18 protein-coding genes are annotated in these 22,238 nt (G+C 59.4%); 6 read left to right on the top strand and 12 right to left on the bottom strand.

The features are described from left to right. Nucleotides 1-24: 24 nt before the first annotated feature. From kynU to JKL48_RS01490, 4 genes are all read right to left on the bottom strand, one after another. The gene (gene kynU, locus JKL48_RS01505; protein WP_201977664.1) at nt 25-1,299 is read right to left on the bottom strand and encodes a kynureninase; all 1,275 of its coding nucleotides are present in this window, start codon (nt 1,297-1,299) and stop codon (nt 25-27) included. A gap of 108 nt (nt 1,300-1,407) precedes the next feature. Next, complete coding sequence (locus JKL48_RS01500; RefSeq protein WP_201977662.1) at nt 1,408-2,457, bottom strand: amidohydrolase family protein; 1,050 nt, start codon at nt 2,455-2,457, stop codon at nt 1,408-1,410. Between the two features lie 48 nt (nt 2,458-2,505). Next, complete coding sequence (locus JKL48_RS01495) at nt 2,506-3,813, bottom strand: hypothetical protein (protein WP_201977660.1); 1,308 nt, start codon at nt 3,811-3,813, stop codon at nt 2,506-2,508. A 107-nt stretch (nt 3,814-3,920) separates the two neighbouring features. Further along, nucleotides 3,921-4,448, bottom strand: a complete 528-nt coding sequence (locus JKL48_RS01490; protein ID WP_201977658.1) for a 3-hydroxyanthranilate 3,4-dioxygenase — start codon at nt 4,446-4,448, stop codon at nt 3,921-3,923. Between the two features lie 154 nt (nt 4,449-4,602). Here JKL48_RS01490 and JKL48_RS01485 point away from each other — a divergent pair, with 154 nt between their 5' ends. The 3 genes from JKL48_RS01485 to JKL48_RS01475 all read left to right on the top strand — a co-directional run bounded on the left by JKL48_RS01485 (nt 4,603) and on the right by JKL48_RS01475 (nt 8,015). Then, nucleotides 4,603-6,360 (top strand): glycosyltransferase family protein, encoded by a 1,758-nt coding sequence (locus JKL48_RS01485; protein WP_201977656.1) that lies wholly within the window; start codon nt 4,603-4,605, stop codon nt 6,358-6,360. A 50-nt stretch (nt 6,361-6,410) separates the two neighbouring features. Further along, nucleotides 6,411-7,202, top strand: coding sequence for an SDR family oxidoreductase (locus JKL48_RS01480; RefSeq protein ID WP_201977654.1), 792 nt, complete (start codon nt 6,411-6,413; stop codon nt 7,200-7,202). An 87-nt stretch (nt 7,203-7,289) separates the two neighbouring features. Next, nucleotides 7,290-8,015, top strand: coding sequence for a glycosyltransferase family 2 protein (locus JKL48_RS01475; protein WP_201977652.1), 726 nt, complete (start codon nt 7,290-7,292; stop codon nt 8,013-8,015). A gap of 108 nt (nt 8,016-8,123) precedes the next feature. On the opposite strand, the gene JKL48_RS01470 is transcribed toward JKL48_RS01475, so the two are convergent. Continuing rightward, a complete protein-coding gene (locus tag JKL48_RS01470; RefSeq protein ID WP_201977650.1) occupies nt 8,124-8,675 on the bottom strand; it encodes a carbohydrate binding domain-containing protein in 552 nt (183 codons plus the stop codon). Between the two features lie 82 nt (nt 8,676-8,757). Next, nucleotides 8,758-10,155, bottom strand: a complete 1,398-nt coding sequence (locus JKL48_RS01465; RefSeq protein ID WP_201977648.1) for a glycoside hydrolase family 16 protein — start codon at nt 10,153-10,155, stop codon at nt 8,758-8,760. 223 nt (nt 10,156-10,378) lie between these two features. Between JKL48_RS01465 and JKL48_RS01460 the strand changes: the two genes are divergently transcribed. Both JKL48_RS01460 and JKL48_RS01455 read left to right on the top strand, forming a co-directional pair. Then, complete coding sequence (locus JKL48_RS01460) at nt 10,379-12,688, top strand: hypothetical protein (protein ID WP_201977647.1); 2,310 nt, start codon at nt 10,379-10,381, stop codon at nt 12,686-12,688. Between the two features lie 91 nt (nt 12,689-12,779). Further along, nucleotides 12,780-13,724 (top strand): glycosyltransferase family 2 protein, encoded by a 945-nt coding sequence (locus tag JKL48_RS01455; RefSeq protein ID WP_201977646.1) that lies wholly within the window; start codon nt 12,780-12,782, stop codon nt 13,722-13,724. A 99-nt stretch (nt 13,725-13,823) separates the two neighbouring features. Here JKL48_RS01455 and JKL48_RS01450 read toward each other — a convergent pair whose 3' ends face one another. The 6 genes from JKL48_RS01450 to JKL48_RS01425 form a co-directional block, all read right to left on the bottom strand. Then, nucleotides 13,824-14,372, bottom strand: a complete 549-nt coding sequence (locus JKL48_RS01450) for a carbohydrate binding domain-containing protein (protein ID WP_201977645.1) — start codon at nt 14,370-14,372, stop codon at nt 13,824-13,826. A 74-nt stretch (nt 14,373-14,446) separates the two neighbouring features. Continuing rightward, nucleotides 14,447-14,896, bottom strand: a complete 450-nt coding sequence (locus tag JKL48_RS01445; protein WP_201977644.1) for a hypothetical protein — start codon at nt 14,894-14,896, stop codon at nt 14,447-14,449. Between the two features lie 146 nt (nt 14,897-15,042). Then, complete coding sequence (locus JKL48_RS01440) at nt 15,043-16,614, bottom strand: glycosyltransferase family 39 protein (RefSeq protein ID WP_201977643.1); 1,572 nt, start codon at nt 16,612-16,614, stop codon at nt 15,043-15,045. 279 nt (nt 16,615-16,893) lie between these two features. Further along, the gene (locus JKL48_RS01435) at nt 16,894-17,712 is read right to left on the bottom strand and encodes a dolichyl-phosphate beta-glucosyltransferase (protein ID WP_201977641.1); all 819 of its coding nucleotides are present in this window, start codon (nt 17,710-17,712) and stop codon (nt 16,894-16,896) included. A 159-nt stretch (nt 17,713-17,871) separates the two neighbouring features. Continuing rightward, on the bottom strand, nt 17,872-18,687 hold the full coding sequence (locus tag JKL48_RS01430; protein WP_201977639.1) for a class I SAM-dependent methyltransferase: 816 nt from the start codon (nt 18,685-18,687) through the stop codon (nt 17,872-17,874). A gap of 22 nt (nt 18,688-18,709) precedes the next feature. Then, on the bottom strand, nt 18,710-20,422 hold the full coding sequence (locus JKL48_RS01425) for a hypothetical protein (RefSeq protein ID WP_201977638.1): 1,713 nt from the start codon (nt 20,420-20,422) through the stop codon (nt 18,710-18,712). Between the two features lie 367 nt (nt 20,423-20,789). On the opposite strand from JKL48_RS01425, the gene JKL48_RS01420 reads away from it, so the two are divergent. Beyond that, on the top strand, nt 20,790-22,232 hold the full coding sequence (locus JKL48_RS01420; protein WP_201977637.1) for an aldehyde dehydrogenase: 1,443 nt from the start codon (nt 20,790-20,792) through the stop codon (nt 22,230-22,232). Nucleotides 22,233-22,238 lie beyond the last annotated feature (6 nt).

The following is a 22,238-nucleotide window of genomic DNA, read 5'->3' as shown; positions in this document are numbered from 1 at the left end:
GGTTTAACGCTCACCTTTTGCCTTTCACCTAAAAAACTGACGGAGCGCTTCACCTACCCGCGCCACGTCCTCAAACGAATTATAGAGCGGCACGGGTGCCAGCCGGATGACATTGGGCTCGCGCCAGTCGGCGATGATGCCTTGGGCCGCCAGGAAATCGAACAGCTCGCGGCCGCGCTGGTGCACCAGTATCGAGAGCTGACAGCCGCGCTGGGCGGGGTCGGTCGGCGTGATGATTTCGAGCTGGGAAGCCGGGAGTTCCAGCGCCCAAATCTGGGATTCGAGGTAGGCGGTGAGCTGCTCACTCTTGCGGCGCAGCACCGCCATGCCGCCGGCCCGGTCCACCGTTTCGAGGCTGGCGCGGTGAATGGCCATCGGGAAAATCTGGGCGTTGGAGAGCTGCCAGCCGGCGGCACCGGGCATGGGCCGGAAGCCTTTTTTCATCTGGAAGCGCACGCTGGGGTCGTGGCCCCACCAGCCGGCCAGGCGCACCAGGTCGGGGCGGTTGGCAAACCGCTCGTGCACAAACACGCCCGAGGTGCCGCCAGGACCGGAGTTCAGGTATTTGTAGGTGCACCAGCAGGCAAAGTCCACATCCCAGTCGTGCAGCTGCAAGTGCAGGTTGCCGGCGGCGTGGGCCAGGTCGAAGCCTACGTAGGCGCCCACGGCGTGGCCGGCCTTCGTGATGGCCGCCATGTCGAACGCCTGTCCGGTGTAGTAGTTTACCCCGCCGATGAGAACGGTGGCCAGCGAGTCGCCCAGCTCCTGAATCTTCGCTTCAATATCCTCGGTGCGCAGGGTGTGCTCGCCGGGGCGGGGCACCAGCTCCACAATGGCGTCGTCGGGGGCAAGGCCGTGCAGGCGGGCCTGGCTTTCCATGGCGTACTGGTCGGAGGGGAAGGCGCCGCCTTCCATCAAAATCTTGTAGCGCGTGGCCGTGGGCCGGTAAAACGACACCATCAGCAGGTGCAGGTTCACCGTCAGGTTGTTCATTACCACTACTTCGATGGGCTTGGCGCCCACCAGCCGGGCCGTGGCGTCGGCAAGGGTTTCGTGGTAATGCATCCAGGGCGAGGAGCCATCGAAATGGGCCTCGACACCCAGACGCGCCCAGTCGGCCAGCACCTGCTCCAGGGCCCCCTGCACGGCCTTGGGCAGCAAGCCCAGCGAGTTGCCGCAGAAGTAGGCGCTCGGTTTCCAGTCGGGGCCCGGGGGAATGTGAAACTCCTCGCGGAAAGGAGCTAAGGGGTCGGCGGCGTCAAGCTCGGCCGCGGAGGCAAGGGTAAGCGGGGCAGTCATGGCCGCAAAGGTCGGCCCAAAGCCCTTGCCGATGCTAACAAAAGGTTATGGCATCCGCTTAGCACGAGTACCCCGAATTTTTAATTCGGCCCGTTCAATTTTAGCCGTTCAACGCGAGCCGAATTGAAAATTCGGGGCACTCGTGCCAACCGGCCCAAACCGCTCACGGGCCAGCCCCAGCCAGTCCAGCGCATTCTGGCCCAGCATTTGGGCTTTGATGTCGTCCGAAAACGGCATGGATTTGATGAGCTGGCCCGGCTCCAGCTCGCCCAGCGGAAAAGGGTAGTCGGTGCCCAGCGTGATTTTGTCGGCGCCCAGCGTTTTCACCAAGTAATCAAGCATGAGCGGGTCGTGCACCAGCGAGTCGACCCAGAACTTGCCCAGGTACTTGCGCGGGTTGTGCGGGTTGTCGATGGCGCACAAATCGGGCCGCACCTGCCAGCCGTGCTCGATGCGCCCGATGGTGCTGGCAAACGAGCCCCCGCCGTGGGCCACCGCCACGCGCAGGTTGGGCAGCCGCTCCAGCACCCCGCCGAATATCAGCGAGCACAGCGCCAGGGTGCTTTCGGCGGGCATGCCCACCAGCCAAGGCAGCCAGTACTTGGGCATTTTTTGCTGGGCCATCATGTCCCACGGATGCACGAAAACGCAGGCGCCCAACTCCTCGGCCGCCGCGAAAACCTCGAAAAGCTCCGGCGCGTCGAGGTTCCAGTCGTTGATATGCGAACCAATCTGCACGCCGGCCAGGCCGATTTTCATGCAGCGCTCCAACTCCCGAATGGCCAGGTCGGGCGCCTGCATCGGAATAGTGCCCAGGCCCACAAAGCGGGTGGGGTAGCGCCGCACCACGTCGGCAATGTGGTCGTTGAGCAGCTGGCTCAGGTCAAGGCAGTCAAGCGGTTGGGCCCAGTAGCTGAACATGACGGGCACGGTGCTCAGCACCTGCACCTGCACGCCCAACTGGTCGTACTCGCGCAGGCGCACGGCGGGGTCCCAGCAATTGTCCTGCACCTCGCGGAAGAACTTGTCGTCCTGCATCATGCGGGCGCAGCAGGGCTTGTGGTGGTCGAGGCGGATGAAGCCGCCGTAGCCGTACCGCTCGCGCAGGTCAGGCCAGCGCTCGGGCAAAATGTGGGTGTGAATGTCGATGGAAAGCACGGGCGGGGCGGGGCAGGGGGTGGCAACTGGACGGGCACTGTGCCTGCCTCAATGGGGCCAGCTGAGCACCAGAAAATGGTCTTTGTATTTCTCCCACGACATGTCGCAGCAGCTCAGGAGCATCACGAGGTATTGGTAGTTTTGAATGATGCTCAGCAGCAGCAGCAGCAGCACCGGTGGGAACCACGCTAAGCGAAACGGCCCCAGCCACCGCTGCCAGAACGCCGCCATCCCAAAGGCCAGCACCGGGTAGAGGCTGATGAGGGCCCGCCCACCGTAGCTGCCGCCGTATTCCCAGTTCCACCAGCAAAACGTGACGTAAAAGTACACCGGCGTTAAAACCAGCAGCACCGGCCAAGCCGGTGCGGCCCAGCGCCGTGCCCACGCAATGCCCACCAGCGACAGCGCCATCAAGGGCGAGTACACCAGCCAGCCTTTGCGAAAGCTAAACACGCCATCAATGATGTGCGGGTCAGCAAAATTAAACCCTTCGCCTTTGTAGAACGGCACGGACCATTGCCCGCCTACCAGCCGCCAGAACACCAGCTGCTGCCCGGCAACGAGCACCACCAACCCGACGATGAGCAGGGCCTGACCCCAGCGCTGCCGCCAGAAACGCAGGCGCCCGGCCACGGCCGTCCGGCTGTCTAGGCCCCACAGCACGGGCACGCCCAGCAGCATCAGCTCCGAAGGCCGGATGAGCACCAGCAGTCCGCCCACGCCCCCCAGCCACAGCGCATCGGTCCAGCGACTGGGGTTTTGCTCGTACCAGCGCCGGGTGTAGCGCAGCAGCAGCACGGCGAGCAGAAACAAGGTGCCGTGCGACATTATCGTCTCGTTGGACGTGTAGGTGAACAAGTTGGTCCCCAGCAAGATGATAAGCACCGTCAGGGCCGCCGCCTGGTCGCTGAAATAGCGACGCAATTCCCGGCCCAGCACCCACAGCCCCAGCAGCACGTAGGCCACGCAGCCCCACGTGATGGCGAATTGGTACCCGTATTCGTAGCCAGTAGTCACCCGCCGGCCCTGGGCGTAGTAAATGCCGCGGGCCAGAAAGAAAAACGGCGAGTAGGCCACCGCCATGCCCATCGTGTACTTATAGACCACCTTGCCGTTAGGCAGCGTCACCATATTGGTTACCTGGTCGGTTTGGGGCTGGTGCGCGCGCGAAGCGGCCAGTCCCCACTGCCCGTTGCCCAGGTCGTTCAGCAAAAACGCGGAAGGCAGGTACAGGTAATAGCCGCCCATGTCGCTCACGAACACCTGATTAATGTTCCAGCGGGCGGCCCGCATGGTACCCGCCATCAGCACCAGCGAAACCACCAGGCAGATGTAGAACGTGTGAGAACGGCGCAACCAGCCGCCGGGCAGCCGCAAAAGGTTCAGCGTGAAGAAGGTACTGTTTTTAGGAAGCGGGTCTGTCTTTGTCGGTAAGTATTCCATTGATAGCGAAGGGTTTTGGCCTAGCCAGCCACTGGGGCAGGGGCTTCCATGTAGGTGCCGCAGTTTTTGCAGGTACGCAAGTCGTCGTTGGCCCAGAAGCGGTTCATGATGGGCGGCAATTGGGCCACGATGTCGGTAATTTCTGCAAACTCTTCGTAGAGCTTGTGCCCGCAGTTTTCGCAGTACCACTGGAAGCCATCCGGCTCGTCGGTAGCGCGGTAGCGCTCCAGCACCAGGCCCACGGTGCCCGCCGGGCGACGCGGCGAGTGCGGCACATAAGGCGGAAGCAGGAACATCTCGCCCGGCCCAATGGTGATGTCAACGGGCTGGCCGTCCTCGATGATTTTCACGGTCATGGTGCCCTCAATCTGCCAGAACAACTCCTCGCCGGCGTCCACGTGGTAGTCCTTGCGGGCATTGGGGCCGCCCACCACCATCACAATAAAGTCCTGGTTGTCTTTGAACACCTGCTGGTTGCCCACGGGGGGCTTCAGCAAATGCCGGTGTTCGTCAATCCATTTCTGAAAATTAAAAGGGCGGGTTATCATGGGCGGGGGCGCTTGGTTACAGCTGCTAATCTACGGCCGGGCGGCCGGGCTTGCCAAAGCATTGCCGGGCAAAGCGGGCGGGCCAAGCCGCTACCTTTGCAGCGGCCAGCAATGCAATGCCTGCAGAAGCGCGGCGGCTCTACCTTAACACTACATGAAAAACGGGCTGCGCCTGCTGCTGCTATTGGCTTTTTATGGGCCCTGGTTTGGGGTGTTTACCTGGCCATTGGCGGCCACATTCTCGGCTGCGTTTCCGGTCGTGCCCGGCAGCGATTCCTATGTGTTTATCTGGAACGTGTGGCACTTCCGCGAAGCCGTGCTGAGTGGGCACAACCCGTACGTTACCGACTGGCTGTTTTACCCGCGCCACACGGGTCTCCTGCTACATTCCTATGCGCCCATCATGGGCTTGCTGAGCTTGGTGCTGGGCAATGCCATGTTGGCCATCAACGTGGTGCTGCTGCTGAGCTACGCGCTGTCGGGCGCCGGGGCCTACCTGCTGGCCCGGCGCTGGGTGGCCAGCCCGGTGCTCTGCCTGCTGGCGGGGTTCATTTTCGCTTATTCGCCCTATAAGCTCCAACGCCTCCCCGAGCATTACACGCTGGTTCTCACGGCCACGGTACCGTTTTACGTGCTGCTGTTTTTGCGGGCTTTTACGTTTCGAGAAGGTCCGCGAATGCCGCTGGTGCGCAGTTGGCGCGCCGTGGTGGGCTGCCTGGTTCTTGGCATCTTTACGTTGTTCTGCGACTACTACGTGCTGTTCGGGCTCCTCTATTTCTCGCTATTCTACGCGCTGTGGTTCTGGTTTCGCATGGGGCAGGTGCGGTGGCGCGGGCACCGGGCGTGGCTGGCGTTGGCCGTTATTCTGCTGGGCAGCAGCCTTTTTATTCGGAAGCTGCGCCTGCTGCGCTTTGATGAAAACAGCGGCCTGTGGTGGGGTGGCGATGTCGCTTCCTACTTCGTTCCGCCGCCCACCAGCCGCTTGCTGTACGGCCCCTGGGCAGCGAAACTGACGCACGACCCCGCCGTATTCTTGTCGCCGGGGTCCATCGAAAACACGCTGTTTATCGGCTTTGCGCTGCCGCTGCTGGCTATGGTGCTCTGGGCCCTGCGGCTGTTCCGATGGCGGCCTGTTTCGCAGCGCTTTGCCGATGAGCAGGGGCGCCCCCTGGCCTGGGTGCTGGTGGGGTTTCTGGTGCTTACCGTGCCGACGCTCCGCATTCACGGCTACGAGGAATTGAACATGCCCACGGCCGTGTTGCACTTCGTTCCGTTCTTCAACAACATCCGCTGCCCTACCCGCTGGGTGATGATGATTGGGTTGCTGCTGCCCATTGTCACGCTTAGCGCGTTGGAGGCGGCGTGGCGCGGGCGGCTGCGTGTCTCCATTCAGTTAGCTATGAGCGTGTTGTTGGCGGCCGTGGTGTTGGCGGAATACTGGCCCCAGCCCTACGTGCTGGCCTCGGCGGCCACTATTCCGCCCGTGTTCCGGGAAGTGGCCCGACTGCCCGGTACTACGCTCATTCCCATTCCACTGGGCATCATCGATGGCTTCCGGCAAGTGGGACGCATGGAATCGGAGCAGATGTTTTACCAAACGCTGCACCACAAAAAGCTGCCCATCGGCTACCTTTCGCGGCTGCCGCCTGCGTATTTCGCCTCGCTGGACCAACAGCCCGTGTTGCATGCCCTGCTCAGCGTGCAGACCCGGCCCGATTCGGTGCAGCCGGCCCCTCCCACTGCTGAGCAGATGGAAGCTTTTTTTCGCGTTTACAAGCCCGCCGCCTTTGTCATCAGTCCTGCTTATTGTAAACAACCCGTGCATGCCTACTTGCGCCAGTTGCTGCTGCCCTACGGCTATCAAGAGCGTATGGTGGGCGACTATGCGCTGCTAGTGCCACCGGCCCAATAGCTTGGCTGGTTGCTTATTTGCCCATTTTTTACTGCTAATTTCAACAAGCTATGTCACTTCCCCTTTCCTCCCGCCGTGCTCTTGTGGGCGGCAGCACCCAAGGCATTGGCCGGGCGGTGGCCGTGGCGCTGGCCGAAAGCGGCTGCGCCATTACCCTGTTGGCCCGCAACGAGCAACGCCTGCGTGAAACCGCTGCCGAGCTGCCTACGCCCACCGGCCAGGCCCACGACTATTTGGTCGCCGACTTCGACCACCCCGAACAGTTGGCGCAAGTGGTGCAAGCCTACCTCGCGCAGCACCCCAACGCCTTCCAGATTCTGGTAAACAACACCGGCGGCCCTCCCGGTGGCCCCCTGCTCGAGGCTCCGGTGGCTGCGTTGCAGCTGGCTTTCCATCAGCACATCGTATGCAACCATTTGCTGGCGCAGGCCGTGGTGCCGGGCATGCAGGCCGCGGGCTTTGGGCGCATCATCAACATCATCAGCACCTCGGTAAAAATTCCGCTGCCGGGCTTGGGGGTGAGCAACACCATGCGCGGAGCCGTGGCCAGCTGGGCCAAAACCCTTGCCAACGAACTGGGGCCTTACGGCATCACGGTCAATAACGTGCTGCCGGGGGCCACCCTCACCCAGCGCCACACCTCGCTCATCGAGAAAAAAATGGCTCAGACCGGGCAGCCCGCCGAAACCATCGAAGCCGATATGCTGAAGTCGATTCCGGCCCGGCGCTTTGGGCAGTCCGAAGAAGTTGCCGCCGCCGTGGCCTTTCTGGCCTCGCCAGCGGCAGGCTACATCAATGGCACCAGCACACCGGTCGACGGCGGCCGCACGGGGAGCTTATAACAGCTCTGCGGGATAAAACAGCCGCCATTGGCCCGCTCCCCCGCAAAACCTTACTTTTGTGGCGCGCTACGCTAACGGCTACCTGTTTTGGTAAAATTCGACACCCTTTCCATTGTTATTCCGGTCTACAACGAGGCGCGGACTATTCACCAGATTCTGGATTTGCTGCGCGAGTTGAAACTGGTAAACGACATCGGCAAGGAAATTATCCTCGTTAATGACTGCTCCACCGATGCCTCGGCCGAAACCATCCGTGCCTACGCCGCGCGTTACCCCGAAATGCAGCTGCGCCTGCTGGAGCACACGGTGAACCAAGGCAAAGGCGCCGCGCTGCACACGGGCATTCGGGAAGCAACCGGCGACTATGTCATCATTCAGGATGCCGACTTGGAGTACGACCCCGAGGAATACAACCTAATGTTCAAGCCGATTTTGAAAGGCTTTGCCGACGTGGTATTTGGCTCGCGCTTTATGGGCGGCAACCCGCACCGGGTGCTGTTCTTCTGGCACAGCATCGGCAATGCCTGGCTTACCTTCCTCTCCAACATGTGCACCGACCTGAACCTTACGGATATGGAAACGTGCTATAAGTTGTTTCGGCGCGACATTATTCAGGGCCTGAAGCTTGAGGAAAAACGCTTCGGTTTCGAGCCCGAGGTAACGGCCAAAGTAGCACGCGTCAAGGATGCCCGCATCTACGAAGTAGGCATCAGCTACTATGGCCGGACGTATGCGGAAGGCAAGAAAATAGGCTGGCGCGACGGGTTCCGGGCTATTTACTGCATTATCAAATACGGGCTGCTGGCCCGGTAGCTGGCGTGAAAACACGCAGGCAAATGCAAAAGAAATCCGAGGGGCCCGGCTCGACTGTTTGCCGGGACCTTTCGCATGGGCGGGTCAACTTTCTGGCGAACCGGCAGCCTAGTTGCTGATACTGATGGTTATGTCGTCGGCGTACACGTTTTCGGTAGCGCCCGCTCGCCACAGGTAGCATTTGAATTGGTTGGTGGTTTGCACCGAGTCGGGTAGCGTAAACGTCTGCGATACCTGCTGCCATTCCTTGAACTTTTTGACGGCATCAACCAAGGGCATGCGACCGTAAAAAACGGGCTTGTTAATCTCAGGTGAATGCGTTATCTCCACTACCAAACTGCTCGTGGCCTGGGCACTCGGTACCCACACCCACGCCGATACGGTTACGGCTTTCACTTTGGCTATGCTCATTTTTCCTAAGCTGCGGATGTAGGTGTAGCCAAACTCGTTGGCTGGGCCTACCCGCACTGCATATTTGCCCGAGTGGGCCCGCTCGCTACTGATGGTAGCATCGTCGGTGCCGTTCCAGCCCTGTATGCTCTCGAAGTCGTTGCGTGTGACCACCGTTCCCTGCACCGCGGCAGCATCTTTGTCGGAGCACGCGGCCAAGAGCAACCCAAGAATCATCAGGCTAGCCGGATTAATCAATTGTTTCGCCATTATTGTGATTGAGGTTCTTTGGGGCAAAGCTACGGCAATTCAGGGCAGCAGTTTGCTGCCCTGAATTGGTCTATGCACGCAGCTAGTCCGGGTTTGGGGCAACGGGTGCGGACTCTTGCCATTCGGCCGTCGGCTTTGAATTGGCGGGGCGCTCGATGATGATAAGCGGATGCACGGCGCGGGCCATGCCCTGCTGCAAGTGCAGAGCATAGGCACCGGCCGCCAGCAGCGCCCAGCGCGGCTGCCAAGTGCCCCCACCCGGGGCCACGCCGGCGGCCACGGGGGCGCCGCGCACGTCGCACACAGTCCAGTGCACTGAGTCAGGGGCCGCGACCTGCACCTTCAGCTCCGGCGTGCCGCCATTTTGGTGCCAGGCAGGGGCCCAGCGGCCGGCAATAGGCAGCGGCAGGGCAAGGTCGCGAGGCGGGTTATAATTGTCGGTCAGGAGCAGGGTGAGGCGGTGGGGCTGCCGGGACTCGGCGGCCAGCTGCCAGGTTTGATGGGTGGCTTGGTCAGGCCGGCCGGGGGCTTCCTCGGCGGGCAGCCAAGCCAGCTCGGTTTGCGGGAAGTTACCGCTGGGACGCTGCACAACGGGCACGGTGGGCAACCGGCGCGGCCGGTACACCCGGATGTAGTCGACCACCATCGTATCGGCTTCCTCGCGGGCCCAAGCGAGGGCCGCTATGTTCAAAATCAGCGACATGGTGCAGCCGGCTGGTACAAACCGAGTTTCGCGGCGAATGGGAACGCCGTCGAAATAAAACGTGATTTCGTTAGGCAGCCAGCTGACGCCATAGGTATGGAACTGCTCGTGCAGGTTGCCGGCCGGGTCGGTATTGTAGAACTTGCTTTGGCTGGTCAGGTCTTCGCGGCGCGACGGTCGCCAGTAATTGCCGGGCAGTAGGTGTACGTTGTTGGTGAGCACATTGGCGTTGGTTTCGAAAATATCGACTTCATCAGGGGCGCCCCCGTACAGCCAAAAGCCGGAGGCGGCAGCGTCGCTTTTAGGCTGCCGCACCCGCGCCTCGAATAAGCCGTAGCTAAAGCCGTCATCGGTGGGATTGCAGTTCTGAGGGCGCAGCGAGTCGGCCGGGTGCCTGCTCATGAGCATGGGGGTGTCGTAGTGCAGCAGCTTGCCCCGGTAGGGCCGGGGCGCGCGGCGGCGCTCCATGGTCATATTCAGCACGCCATTGCCCTGGTGCAGCGTTTCGGCGGTTGAGTAGCCATCGTCAATAGGTGATGTCTGGCTGCGACCCCACGGGAACGCAAACCGCCACCGCTGGGCCAGGAGGGCGGTATCCAAGGGCGTATTGAACTCCTCGGCCCACTCGAGGCGCCAGTCAGTGTAATTTATGCGGTGCTGTGCCAGTGTTGAGGGCGCTGCGGCCAGCCACATCAGGCCAATAAATAGCAGGGCCTGTACCGGCTTGGTTATGCGTCGTCTGATGGAAGGAGTTAAGTAGTAGAGCAGGAGGTCCATTAGGCAAGTAAACAAAAAAACGGATGCTTACCGGCGGCTAGCCTCGCCACCGTGTCCGCGCAAAGGTCTTTCACGCCAAGCCGGCAAACACCACTGCCCGACCGGCGTGCGTTTAGGCCAAGGGTGCTCGCTGATTTGGCCGTAGTTTTGAAGCTTAGGAAGTCCGGTTTGGGCACCCGGGCGCATTGTCGGGTCAGAACGTTATGTCTAATTACTTTTTCCCATGAGTTCAACTTCTGCTAGGGCGCATTGGCTGGGGATGGCTGGCGTGGCGCTGACTGCTGCGGTGCTGACCGCTGTTTTGTTCTGGCCGATGCTGGTCTATCCCAACGACCATTTTGTGACGGCCGGCGGCGACGCTCTTCAAAGCTATTACGTCACGGCGTTTTACGCTATGCACAACACGGGCACCCAATTCACAGGGATGAATTATCCGTTTGGTGAGCATTTCAACTACCCCAGTCTCCAACCGCTGTTGGCCGTCACGATGGGCTTTTTGCAGCGCCACGGGGTAGAAACAGGGCGCTACGCGGTGGCCATTATTAACTCAGCTGCCTTGTCGTCGCTGCTGATAACGCCGGTGGTGGTCTACGCCATTCTGCGCCGCACGCGCCTACCGGTGGTCTACGCCGCCGTACTGGCGCTGCTTATCGGCTTCATGTCTCCCCAGGTGCTGCGCCTCGACGCTCATTTGGCACTCAGCTATGCATGGTTTGTGCCCTTGCTGTGGTACTGCATCATCCGCATGCAAGAAGCCCCAGCGCGGTGGCAATGGTACGGCGCATTTGTGGCCAGCACTTTGTTTATGGCCACGGTGATGCCGTATTTTCTAGCGCTGGGCTGTTTTTTTCTGTTGGGGCATGTGCTGGTGCTGGGCATGCAACAGCCCAATATGCGGCGCTGGCTGGGCCGCATGCTTGTGGCGGCGCTGCTGCCGCTGTTGCTGTTTAGGGCATACCTCTGGGCCACCGACCCCGTAACCGACCGCCCCCCCAACCCTTACGGCCTGCTGGTGTACGTGGCCACTCCAGGCACCGTATTCACGCCCGCGCTGGGGAAGCTGCACGACTGGTGGCAGCGCCACCTGCCCGGCAGCAGCGACAGCTACGAAGGCCTTGCCTACGTTGGGCTAGTGTGCACGGCCACCCTCGTAGTGGCGCTGGTGGTGGGCCTGGGCAGCGTGGTGCGCCGCCGAAGGTGGTGGCAACTGGGCCGGCCCGCGCTGCCGCTGCACCTGCGCACCGGGCTGTGGGCCGCCGGCCTGCTGCTGCTGCTTTCCTTTGGCTACCCCTTCAAGTGGCGCTGGCTGGATGCTCTGACGGACTACGCCGGGCCGGTGAAGCAATTCCGTTCGCTAGGGCGCTTTGCGTGGCCGTTTTACTACGTGGCCACTACTTTCACGGCCTATTACCTTTATCGGGCGTGGCGCTTTCTGCGCCTGCGGCGCCAGCCGATGGTGGCTTTGGCCGGATTGGCACTGATACTTTTCTGGGCCATTGATGCTTGGTACCAAGTCTCGGCCAAAGCAGCCCAGGTATCAGAAGCCGTGGGGGCCAATGACTTCCTGGACCCCAATACCAGCTTAGCCAGTCGAATGACATGGTCGAAGCGTCAAATTTCTGATTTTCAAGCTATCATGCCGCTGCCATATTTCAATATCGGCACCGATAAATTTGACTTGAGCGGCAGTGGTAACTCGTTTTACCAAGCGTATAAAATGTCTGCTACCACGGGCCTGCCGCTATTGGCCAGCTACATTCCCCGCGCCTCGGTAGGACAGGTAATGCAGCACATTCAGCTATTTAGCAGCGAGTTGATACCCAAAACGTTGCTAGCGGCTTTTCCCAGCCAAAAGCCGATTCTGCTGCTTGTCACGCCCGACGCCCTCACCGAAGCCGAGCAGCGCCTCGTGCGCTTGGGCCATTTGTTGGTGCAGGCCCCTGAAGGGTCCCTCTATGAACTGCCGCTGGCGGCGTTGGGGGCTACTTCGCTTGCCCGGGAGCGAGCCAAAGCCGATTCGCTGCTGCCTGCGCTGCCCGCGCGGGCCGGCGGGTTGCGGGTTACCACGCCGGCTGGCGTAATAGTGCAGGGCTATGACAGCGCCCCCGACCGCCGGGGCCGCCTCGGGGCCGGCGCTTTCTATGCACCCAAAGAGGGCTTCTCTACGCTATACGACGGTCCCTTGCCCATGCCAGCCGACACCGGCCGCTACGAGGCTTCGGTGTGGATGTATGCCAAGTCGAATTATGGCCTTGGCAACATGCAAATCAAGCAATACGAAGCCGGTGGTCGGGAAATAGACCACCAGACCGCCGATGCGCGCCACGCCACCGAAGTGCTCGGCGACTGGGTGCGGGTGGTGGTGCCGTTCCGCCGTGCGCCCACAGCCGTGCGCCTCGAAATCCTCTACGACAACCGCGACCTGCTGGTGGATGACCTGCTGGTGCGCCCGCTCAATACCGATGTGTATTACTACGTGGGCACCGGCGCGCAACGTCAGCTAATCAAGAATACCTACCCCCTGAACCCCTGAGGCCTGCCGGTACCTGCGCCGTAGCTTTGGCGGCCGGGCTGGTTCTGTTCACCTTTTGCTGGTACGGTCCTTCACTACCTTCCCGCGTTCTATGCGCATCTCCATCGTCATTCCAGCCTTCAACGAAGAAGAAAACCTGCCCGAAGTGTGCGCCCGCATCAAAGAGCATTTGGGCGGGCGCTACGAGCGGGAATTAATATTCGTGGACGACGGCTCAAGCGACGGCACCGAGCGCGTGCTGCGCGACATGCGCACCCAAGACCCGGAAGTGCACTACCTCCTGCTGGCCCGCAACTTTGGCCACCAAAGTGCCCTGCGCGCCGGCCTCGACTACGCCACTGGTGACTGTGTTATTTCGCTCGACGCCGACTTGCAGCATCCGCCGCGCCTCATTCCTGAATTGCTGGGGCACTGGCTCTCAGGCTACGACATCGTATACACCCAGCGCCGCGATGACGAAAAACTGCCTTGGCTAAAGCGGAAGACCTCGGCTGCGTTTTATGGCCTCATGAACAAGCTGTCAAGCGTGAGCTTCGAGCCGGGCACTGCTGATTACCGCCTGCTGGACCGGCGCGTGGTAGACGTAATACGGGCCAGTCCCGATGTGGAGTTGTTTCTGCGTGGGTTTGTGCATTGGGTAGGCTTCCGGCAAAAACGAGTGGAGTACACCCCCGAGCCCCGGTTTCGGGGCACCACCAAGTACACGGTGCGCAAAATGGTGAAACTGGCCCTCAGCGGCATCACCTCGTTCAGCGTACGGCCCCTGCATTTTGCCACGCTGGCGGGCGTCTGCGTATCGGCCGTGGCCTTTGCGTATGCCTTTTATGCCATCTATGTGTTGCTCTTCACCAACCGGGCCGTATCGGGCTGGGCCTCCGTGCTGGTAAGTGTGCTCTTTATTGGGGGCATTCAATTGTTGGTGCTGGGCATCATGGGCGAATACCTCGGCCGGCTGTTCGTGCAGTCCAAGCAGCGCCCCCCCTACTTGATTCGCGAAACCGACGACGGCCTGACAACACCCCGCAAGGGGCACTAGCCCCCGCCTAAACCCAACGCGGGGGCCGGCTGCACTAGCCGGCCCCCGTGCAGCAGCCAAACCCAGCGCCCCGGCCCTGCCGGCGGCCCCGGTACTGCCTTATTCTACCGCCTTTATGCGCAAATCGTCGAGGTACACGGGCTGGCTGCCGCCGGTGCGCCACAGGTAAACGCCCAGCGGGCTGGTCGGCATGGCATTGTCGGGAATGGTAAACTCTTTGCTCACTTCGGTCCATTTGCCCGTGTCTTTTGTGCTGTTCACTTCCACGGCATCCCACATCAGCGGCTTGTCGTTGGCAGGGTCCGAGTTACCCACAGTTACCACGAGCGAGGCTTTGGCATCGGCCGTTGGCACGAATGCCCAGGCCGTCACCTTAATTTTTTTAACGCGCGTTTCGTGCAGCTGGCCTAGGGGGGCTTTATAGCTCAGGCTGTAATCGTGACCGGGCTCCACTTTTATCGCGTAGCGGCCAGAGTGGGCCTTATCGCGGCTGAGCATGCCACTCTGAGCTTCGGGCAGCCAGCCAGCCAGGGTGTCAAAGTCGCAGCTGACCAGCAGGCTGGGGTCGGCCGCGGAACTGTCGCTGCCGCCGCAGCCTGCAACCGTCAGGGCCACCAGGGAGCCCAGCAAAAGTAGGGGAGTCTTCATAAAATCAGAAAACGTAAAGGGTTTAGTAGGTAAGAGTTATTGATTAAGGAAACAGGTAAGAATACCCGGTACTGCTACCACAGCTCGGTGAGGCGCAGGTCGTCGGCATACACCGGCTCCTGAGCGTTTACCCTCCAGAGGTAAATCACCAGCTGAGTAGTAGAATGAATCTCGGCGGGCAGGTCCAAGTCGCGGCTCACGTACTTCCACTTCTCAAATGGACCGCTGTCGTTGAGGTACACGTACTTGCTCATGATAGGGTGGTCGGGGTCGCTGGGGTTGGTGACAGCCGCCACAATTACCGCGTTTTCGCGGAAGCTGGGCACCCATACCCAAGCGCTAAGGGTGAGCCGGCGTGGCCGGTGGCCGCTACTCAGCGCGCCCAAACTGGCACGGTAGGTGAGCGAATAAGCATTCTGCGCGTCTACGCGGATGGAGTATTTCCCAGTGTGCGCCTTCTCCGTGGCAAGGGACGGCGGTATTTCGGGCATCCAGCCTGCTACGTCTTCGAAGCTGGTATGCATTAGCTCGTGTTGCTTAGTCTCGAACCTTCCATTACGAGGCTCGCATCCCGAAGCCCATAGGGCGAACAAAAGCAGAAGCCAAATTTTTTGAATTACTTGAGACATTACATAGCTGATTATCAGTCGGAAGAGCTCTGGCATAGCACCTACCAAGGGTGCAGGCGATTGCGTCGGCGCAACACGACGGCGGGCTGCTGGCCCACGGTTTCAAAGTCGATGGCCATGGCCGCGTGTTGCGGGGCCATTTGTGCGTACACACTGGGGGCCATTACTACATAGTCAAGACTATCGATAGCCATGCGGTCGAGAAAGTTATCGGAGGTAACTGTCGCCACGTTTTCGGGCTGCCAGTTAATACCGCGGCGGTCGAAATAAACCAACGCAACGTTTGGCGCACCTTCATTGAATGCCAAAATGTTGGCCCCTGCAGGGACCCCGGCTTTGGCAAGTTCGGCAGCTCCGCCCCGCATCCACACGTGGGCGTAGGGCGTGAAGGGCGGGTAGTCGTCGCTCATGCGTCGGTGCAGACGCTTGTAGCCGTTGGCCACCAAAAAAAACACCAGTACGCCCAGGCCCACACTGGTAAGCAGACGAACTCGTCCTGCGTAGCGCCCGAGGTTCAGCAAACCCAGTACCAGCAACAGCATGGCCGGGGGACCCATTGCACATATCATGTGATAATCGTGAACGCCAAGCCCGGCGCCCATTATCTGGGTGAAAGCGTAGGCGATAAGGACCGATGCCCCGAACAACAGCGTCAGGGGCAGAAAGCGACGCAAATTAGGAAGCAAGAATACCAGAAACAGCCCTAGGCAGACGCCCAGGGTTCGGTATTGCGTGCTGGTTGCGTACTCTTGCAGCCAATTCTGCCGAATGGAGTAAATCACTTCGTGCCATTCGTCCACGCCTTCCACCGGGTTCGCACTCGATTTGAACATCCACGACTGGTAGGTGGCGTTGAGGTATTGATTATGCAGGAAAAAGACCACAATAAGCCCCGCGCCAGCCGCTGACACCAGAAGCAGTTGCCAGCGCTCCTTGGGTAACAGAAGCTGGGGCTGCAAAAAAGCCCATAGCAGCGTGATTCCCGCAACAGCCCCAAAATGCATGGCGCAAGTAGTTTTGATGAGGCCCGCCAAAGCCAGTAGCAACAGCGAAAGCCGTAAATCAACAAAGCGCCTTTTTTCGAAAAAGCAAAACCAGTAATAATAGGCAATAAAGCTGATGCTCAGGCTAAACGGGTCGGGAATGAAACTGCCTGCGTAGAAGGCAAAAAAAGGCGAAGCCAGCAAAAAGGCTCCCGGTACCAATCCGGCTATAAAATGCCCGGTATGCTCGTACACGAGCCGAAAAAGGTAATAAAACCCCAATACGACCATCGCAACATCAAGTAGCCGAAACAGCGTAACAATACTGCCGCGCCCAAAAACCAAGCCGCCAAGCGCCGCTAAGTAAGCTTGTAGCGGAAACTCTACCCCTGTTACTCCGCCAATCGATGCAAGCGAGTACGTTTGAGGCGTTAGAAAATGCAGCCCGTAATCGTAGAAATTAAATGCGAGGGCCAGCCGGTCACACTGGGCCCAGGTATGAATACCGGTTGGCAGTTCGGAAAGGTAAGGAGTATAGAAGGCAGCCCCTAATACAATAAAAAACAACGCTGCCGCGACGTGGTAGGGACGTGGGCGGAACGACCAGCGTGAAGCCTTTGAAGGAATCATATAATTATACTGCAGTGCCCAGACACAAACATGGGATAGCAAAAATACTGTGCCGCGCTTCTGAAAAGACGAAGCCTTATGCCCACTTGTGTAGGGACGTATTACATTAAATAGACGGTGGGCTTTCACACAAGCATCGGATATTTCTGATGCTTAAACGCCAGAGCATGGCGCAATCAAATGCGAAAGCCTTGTGTTTCAGAACAGATTGACGGTGACCCCTTAAGCTGGACTGGTTGTCGTGGCCTGCAACGTCACCGGGGACTTGAGTTCGCACTATCACTTGTTATGGATGTGCATGGGGAGGGAAGCATCTTCCGGTGTTCCAACCCCTTCGGCTACCGTTTGGCGCGTACGCTGCAAAGCCGCATTGTAATAGCCGCTCCCAGCTCGGCGGCGCAACTGGTATAGTTCGCGGAAGCCATCAATGCCACTGAAAATACCCACTTTGCTGCCAGCAGCATCGTCCCAGCGCACGGGCTGCTCACTGAGACGCAAGCCTGCCTTGTGGGCTAAGTAAAGCAGTTCTACGTCAAACCCAAATCGGTTCAGGATGGCATTTTCAATGAGCGGACGGCAGACGTCGAGTCGGAATGCTTTGAAGCCGCACTGGGTATCGGCATACGGCAGTCCGGTCACCAGTTGCATAATCGTATTGAAGAGCCGCCCGCTTTGCTCCCGCAACCACGGCTGGTGCACGCCAATTAAGCTGCGTTCGAGCGCGCGAGAACCAAAGACCACATCGAAGCTGCCGGTCATAATGGGGTCAAGCACTTTTGGCAGTTCGGTAATGGGCGTCGATAAATCCGCATCGGAGAACACCGCTACTTTGCCTTCGGCTGCCAGCAGCCCTTTGCGCACGGCATACCCTTTGCCCTCATTGACCGGATAGCTGATTAAGCGGGTAAGAATGTTTTCTGTTCGGCCAGCAAAAATGGTTTGCACGACTTGCACCGTATCATCAGTGGACCCATCATCGACGACGATGACCTCGCTGTGAAAAGGCTGCGCGTGAAGGTAGGCCAGTACTTTTTTAAGCGTACTGCCTAGCCTTGCGGCTTCGTTATAAGCGGGAATAACAAGGGAGAGAAAGCGCAAAAGATTTTGGAGTTAATCAAAGGCTACTGCAAAGCTAGCAATGAGTTCAACCTAATCCTTGTGCTGACGCTGGTGCGCGGTAAACTTTGGACACCCTAAATCGGGCTCGATAGGGCGAATGCTTAGGGCCAGGGCAGTGATGTCATCAAGAAGCAGTCGTTAAATTTGGCCCTGCCCGACGCATGTCACCCCAAAAAGCTTGTTGGCAGTGGTGAATTTCATTTCGACACTGGTCAGGCCCAGAAGTAGGCGATTGATGACTGGATGGGCGGGCCGCATGTTCGAGGCGGCTTCCTTTTTGGAAAGATTACTGAGGCGCCGCACGGCCCAAATAGGGGAAAACAGACTGCCGTAGAGGTAGTAATTGCTAATGTGGCGAAACTTCGCTTTTTCCAATACTTGGCGCAGCATGGGAATACGGTAGCGGCGGTAGTGCCCCAGAAATACGTCATGCCCGCTCCACAGGGACTGAAACGCCGGTACTGTGATGAAAAAGTAATTATTCGTGCCTACGCAGGCTTCCTTGATGGACTGAAGCATGGCCAAGTCATCGGGAAGGTGCTCGAGCACATCCATCAGCAGCACAAGTGCATTTTCGATGACGGAGGGAATGGCGACCACTTTTTCAATTTTTTGACCTTTCGTGCTGGCTATTTCTTCGGCAGAATAGCCTATATCAACCAGGTACACTTTCGCAATGGAAGCGCGGTAGTGCTTCTCTAACTCCAGCGCGAAGAACCCAGAGCCAGCCCCCACGTCCACGATGGTCAGGGGATGGCCGCTATTCAGCAGCCGTTCAGCATAGAAAAACAGGGGCAGCTTTTTGCTCTGGTAGTACCAATGTGTTTCCGGGTTAACGCCGTTTTCCAGTTCTTTTAAATCCATCGGGAAGGTATTGAAAGCGTAAACATAGGGGGATTTAGCCGTAGTAGCCGGACCGTCGGCCGCCGCAAAAGCGATAAGCCCGCAGGGCATGCGCTCGCTGTATTATTACGCGCTAAAGCCGCGATGCCGCTGCGGCTGTGCCTTTGGGAAACCACTCGTATAGCGACCAACTGCCCTGGTGCCGGATGCGCCGCATGCCTTGCTCCTGAATGAAAGCGGGCTCCCGCTCATAGACCGCCTTCATCGTGGGGCGCTCGCGCAGCAGGTCGCGGTAATAATTGTTGCGCCCGTCGAAATAAGCAGTATCCACAAACACCAGGATGGGCCGCTGGTCGAGTAATGCCAGCAGGGCGGGGTCCGGCCCACCGAGCTTAAACATGGAATACAACTGCTCGGCTTGGCTGCTGATGGACCGGGTCGCTTTCTGTGACATGAGCGGCAGGCCGGTCACCATCGATAGTTGGTAGGTGCGGTTGCAGTGGGGGTCGTCCGGGTCCGTGTTGAAGTTGCTGGGCTCGTCCTGCCATTCGGTGCCGGCGTGGTAGAAGGGAATAGGCAAGATGGCCTGATAGCGGTTTGCCTTGGGCCAGCCCACCAGCTGTTGCATGGGCTCCAGCTCCCCACTTTGGGCCAGCAGGTTGGGGCGTTGGGTTTCGGTGTGGTAGAATTGGACGGCATTCACAGCGTCAGTCACCAGAAGCCCGCACAGCACCGGCAGCACCCAGCGCAGCCCCGGGATGCGCCGCCACTGAGCCGCATACCAGCCAAAGCCCAACAGCACTGCCCACCAGAAAGGCCAGACAAAGCGTCCCAGCGCTCGAAACTGGGTTACCCGGTCGGTGAGCTTATGCAGCCAGCGAAACACGTTCAGGTAATTATAGAGGATGTAGTTGCCGTTATCGATGTCAATGCTTTCTCCCAGGGCGATAATGGCCATTGGGATGGCCGCCAGCAGGAAATATTTCACAAACCCTGCGTTTTCGTTGGCCAATTGGTGAGAAAGGTGCGCCTCTTTGGGCAGGCGGCGCAACAGGGCCAGCACTGCCACCGCCAGCAAGCCAAAGAGCACGAAGCCGGTCAGATAAGACACCGACTCGTATGGGACGCCACTGGTGCGCTCAAAGGGAAAACGGACCTTGTTGTAGATATACCCGGTGAAGAGCGAGCTAAACTGCAGTTTCCATTCTATCCAATCGTAGCCATTGCTGCCCACGGGGCGTTGGCTATAGCGGCCGTCCAGCACCTGCAGCAGCCCCCAGGTAAGGGCCACGGCGCCTGCCAGCAAGCCCGCTGTACCCAGCACCAGCCCTTGCCACGGCCGGTGCGTACGCCAGCTTTCAATCAAGAGTACGGCTACAAATAGGACAACCAAGCCGCTCATGAGTGGCAAATAGTAGAAATGCAGCCACGACGCGGCCACAACGCCAGCCAGCAGCAGCCCAAAGTGCTTGCCCAACGGCCGGCTAGCTTTCCACGCGTTGTACAGCCGCTGTAATCCCCAGGCGGTAAACAGTATGGCTGGCGTGTAGCTAAGGCTCATATGGCCTACCTGCAACCGATACGCCTGAGGTGCCAGCCAGGGCAGGGTCACCGCCAGCAATACCGTAAACCAAGCCGGCAGGCCCAGCCGACGCAGTATCAGAACCAACAGGCCGGTGGAAACCACCAAACCGCTCAAAATAAACAGGTCAAAGAAATACAGCCCATACGGCCCCAGGCTTGGTACCGTCTGCACCAGCCAATGCAACGGGGCCGCTAGCAGCGGCGCACAGTCGGTGTAATAGATGTATTCCCCAAACGGGTAGTTATGGCCGTGTATCAACATTCCATCGCTTAGGGGCTGCCTCAGAAACGAAGCCAGGGAAAAGTAGCTTTTGATGCCATCATAGTGGCTGCAAATCAAATATTGGCCCGGGTTAAACAGCAACGAAGCGTACGTGTTAGCCAGCACAACCGCCTGCACCGTCAACGCCAAAACGGCTGTTGGCCACAGGTAAAACGGGCGCTCAGTAGCATTGTCGGATTGTGAGAATAAGGCGTTGAAATTCATAAGCAAATAATTGGTAGATGCTAGAGCAGCCGGCAAATTAGAGACAAAGGTATGGGTAGCCATCGAAGGCCACCGCTTCAGACAAGATGTCACTTGTTGGAGCCAGTATCTACTTTTGGTGCTGCCCACACAATTGCCGCTCATGCTCCGCATTCACAACTATATCAACGGTCAGCTCGCGCCACCGCTCGCCGGCCGCTACCTCGACAACATCGAGCCCGCTACCGGCCAAGTCTACGGCCAGATTCCCGATTCCGGCCCCGAAGACGTAGCCGCCGCAGTTGCTGCCGCCGAAGCTGCTCTGCCAGCCTGGCGGGCCCTGCCGGCCGAAGGCCGGGGCAGCCTGCTGGTCAAAATTGCCGACCTAATCGATGCCAATCTGGAGCGCTTGGCCCAGGCCGAAAGCCAGGACAACGGCAAGCCCCTGAGCCTGGCCCGCGTGATGGACATTCCGCGCGCGGCCAGCAACTTTCACTTTTTTGGTACGGCTGCCGGTCATTTCGCCACCGAAGCCCACGTGCAGGAAGGCGTGGCCGTAAACTACACCGTGCGCCACCCGGTGGGTGTGGTCGGCTGCATTTCGCCCTGGAACCTGCCGCTTTACCTCTTCACTTGGAAAATTGCGCCGGCCTTGGCCGTGGGTTGCTGCGTAGTGGCCAAGCCGTCAGAAATCACCCCCGCTACGGCTTTTTTACTGAGCGAACTATGCATTGAAGCGGGCCTGCCGGCGGGCGTGCTCAACATCGTGCACGGCAACGGCCCTAACTGCGGGCAGGCCATGGTGGAGCATCCGGGCATTAAGGCCATCAGCTTCACGGGGGGCACTTCCACCGGGCGGCACTTGGCCCGCACTGCCGCGCCCATGTTCAAAAAGCTTAGCCTAGAGCTGGGCGGCAAGAATCCCAACCTGATATTTGCCGATTGCGACCTGGCTGCGGCCGTGGCCACCAGCATCCGCAGCAGCTTCGCCAACCAGGGCCAGATTTGCCTGTGCGGCTCCCGGATATTCATCGAAAGGCCCATATATGAGGCGTTTAAAAGCGAGTTTCTCAAGCAGCTTAAGGGCCAAAAAATAGGCGACCCACTCGCAACCGATACCAAGCAGGGCGCGTTGGTGAGTGAGGCCCACTTAAACAAAGTGCTGGCCTACATTAAACTGGCGCACGAAGAAGGGGGGGGGCTCCTGGCCGGCGGCCACCGCGTCACCGTGCCCGGCCGTTGCGAAGGTGGTTACTTCCTGGAGCCCACTGTCTTCGAAAGCCTGCCGTTTGACTGCCGCACCAACCAGGAAGAAATATTTGGCCCCGTAGTGACGCTTACGCCCTTCGACACCGATGAAGAGGCCCTGATGATGGCCAACAGCACCGACTACGGCCTGTCGGCCACCATCTGGACCCGCGACTTGCAACGCGCGCACCGCGTGGCGCATCGGCTACACAGCGGCATTGTGTGGATAAATACTTGGCTACACCGTGACCTGCGCACGCCCTTCGGCGGCATGAAAAACTCCGGCGTGGGCCGCGAAGGCGGCTTGGAAGCCTTACGGTTTTTCACCGAAGCGCAGAACGTGTGCGTGAAGCTTTAACAAGCA

The sequence above is a fragment of the Hymenobacter rubidus genome, from assembly GCF_016734815.1.
GTDB lineage: Bacteria > Bacteroidota > Bacteroidia > Cytophagales > Hymenobacteraceae > Hymenobacter > Hymenobacter rubidus.
The sequence above is the reverse complement of the archived record's forward strand: the minus strand, read 5'-3'. Positions and strand labels throughout refer to the sequence as shown.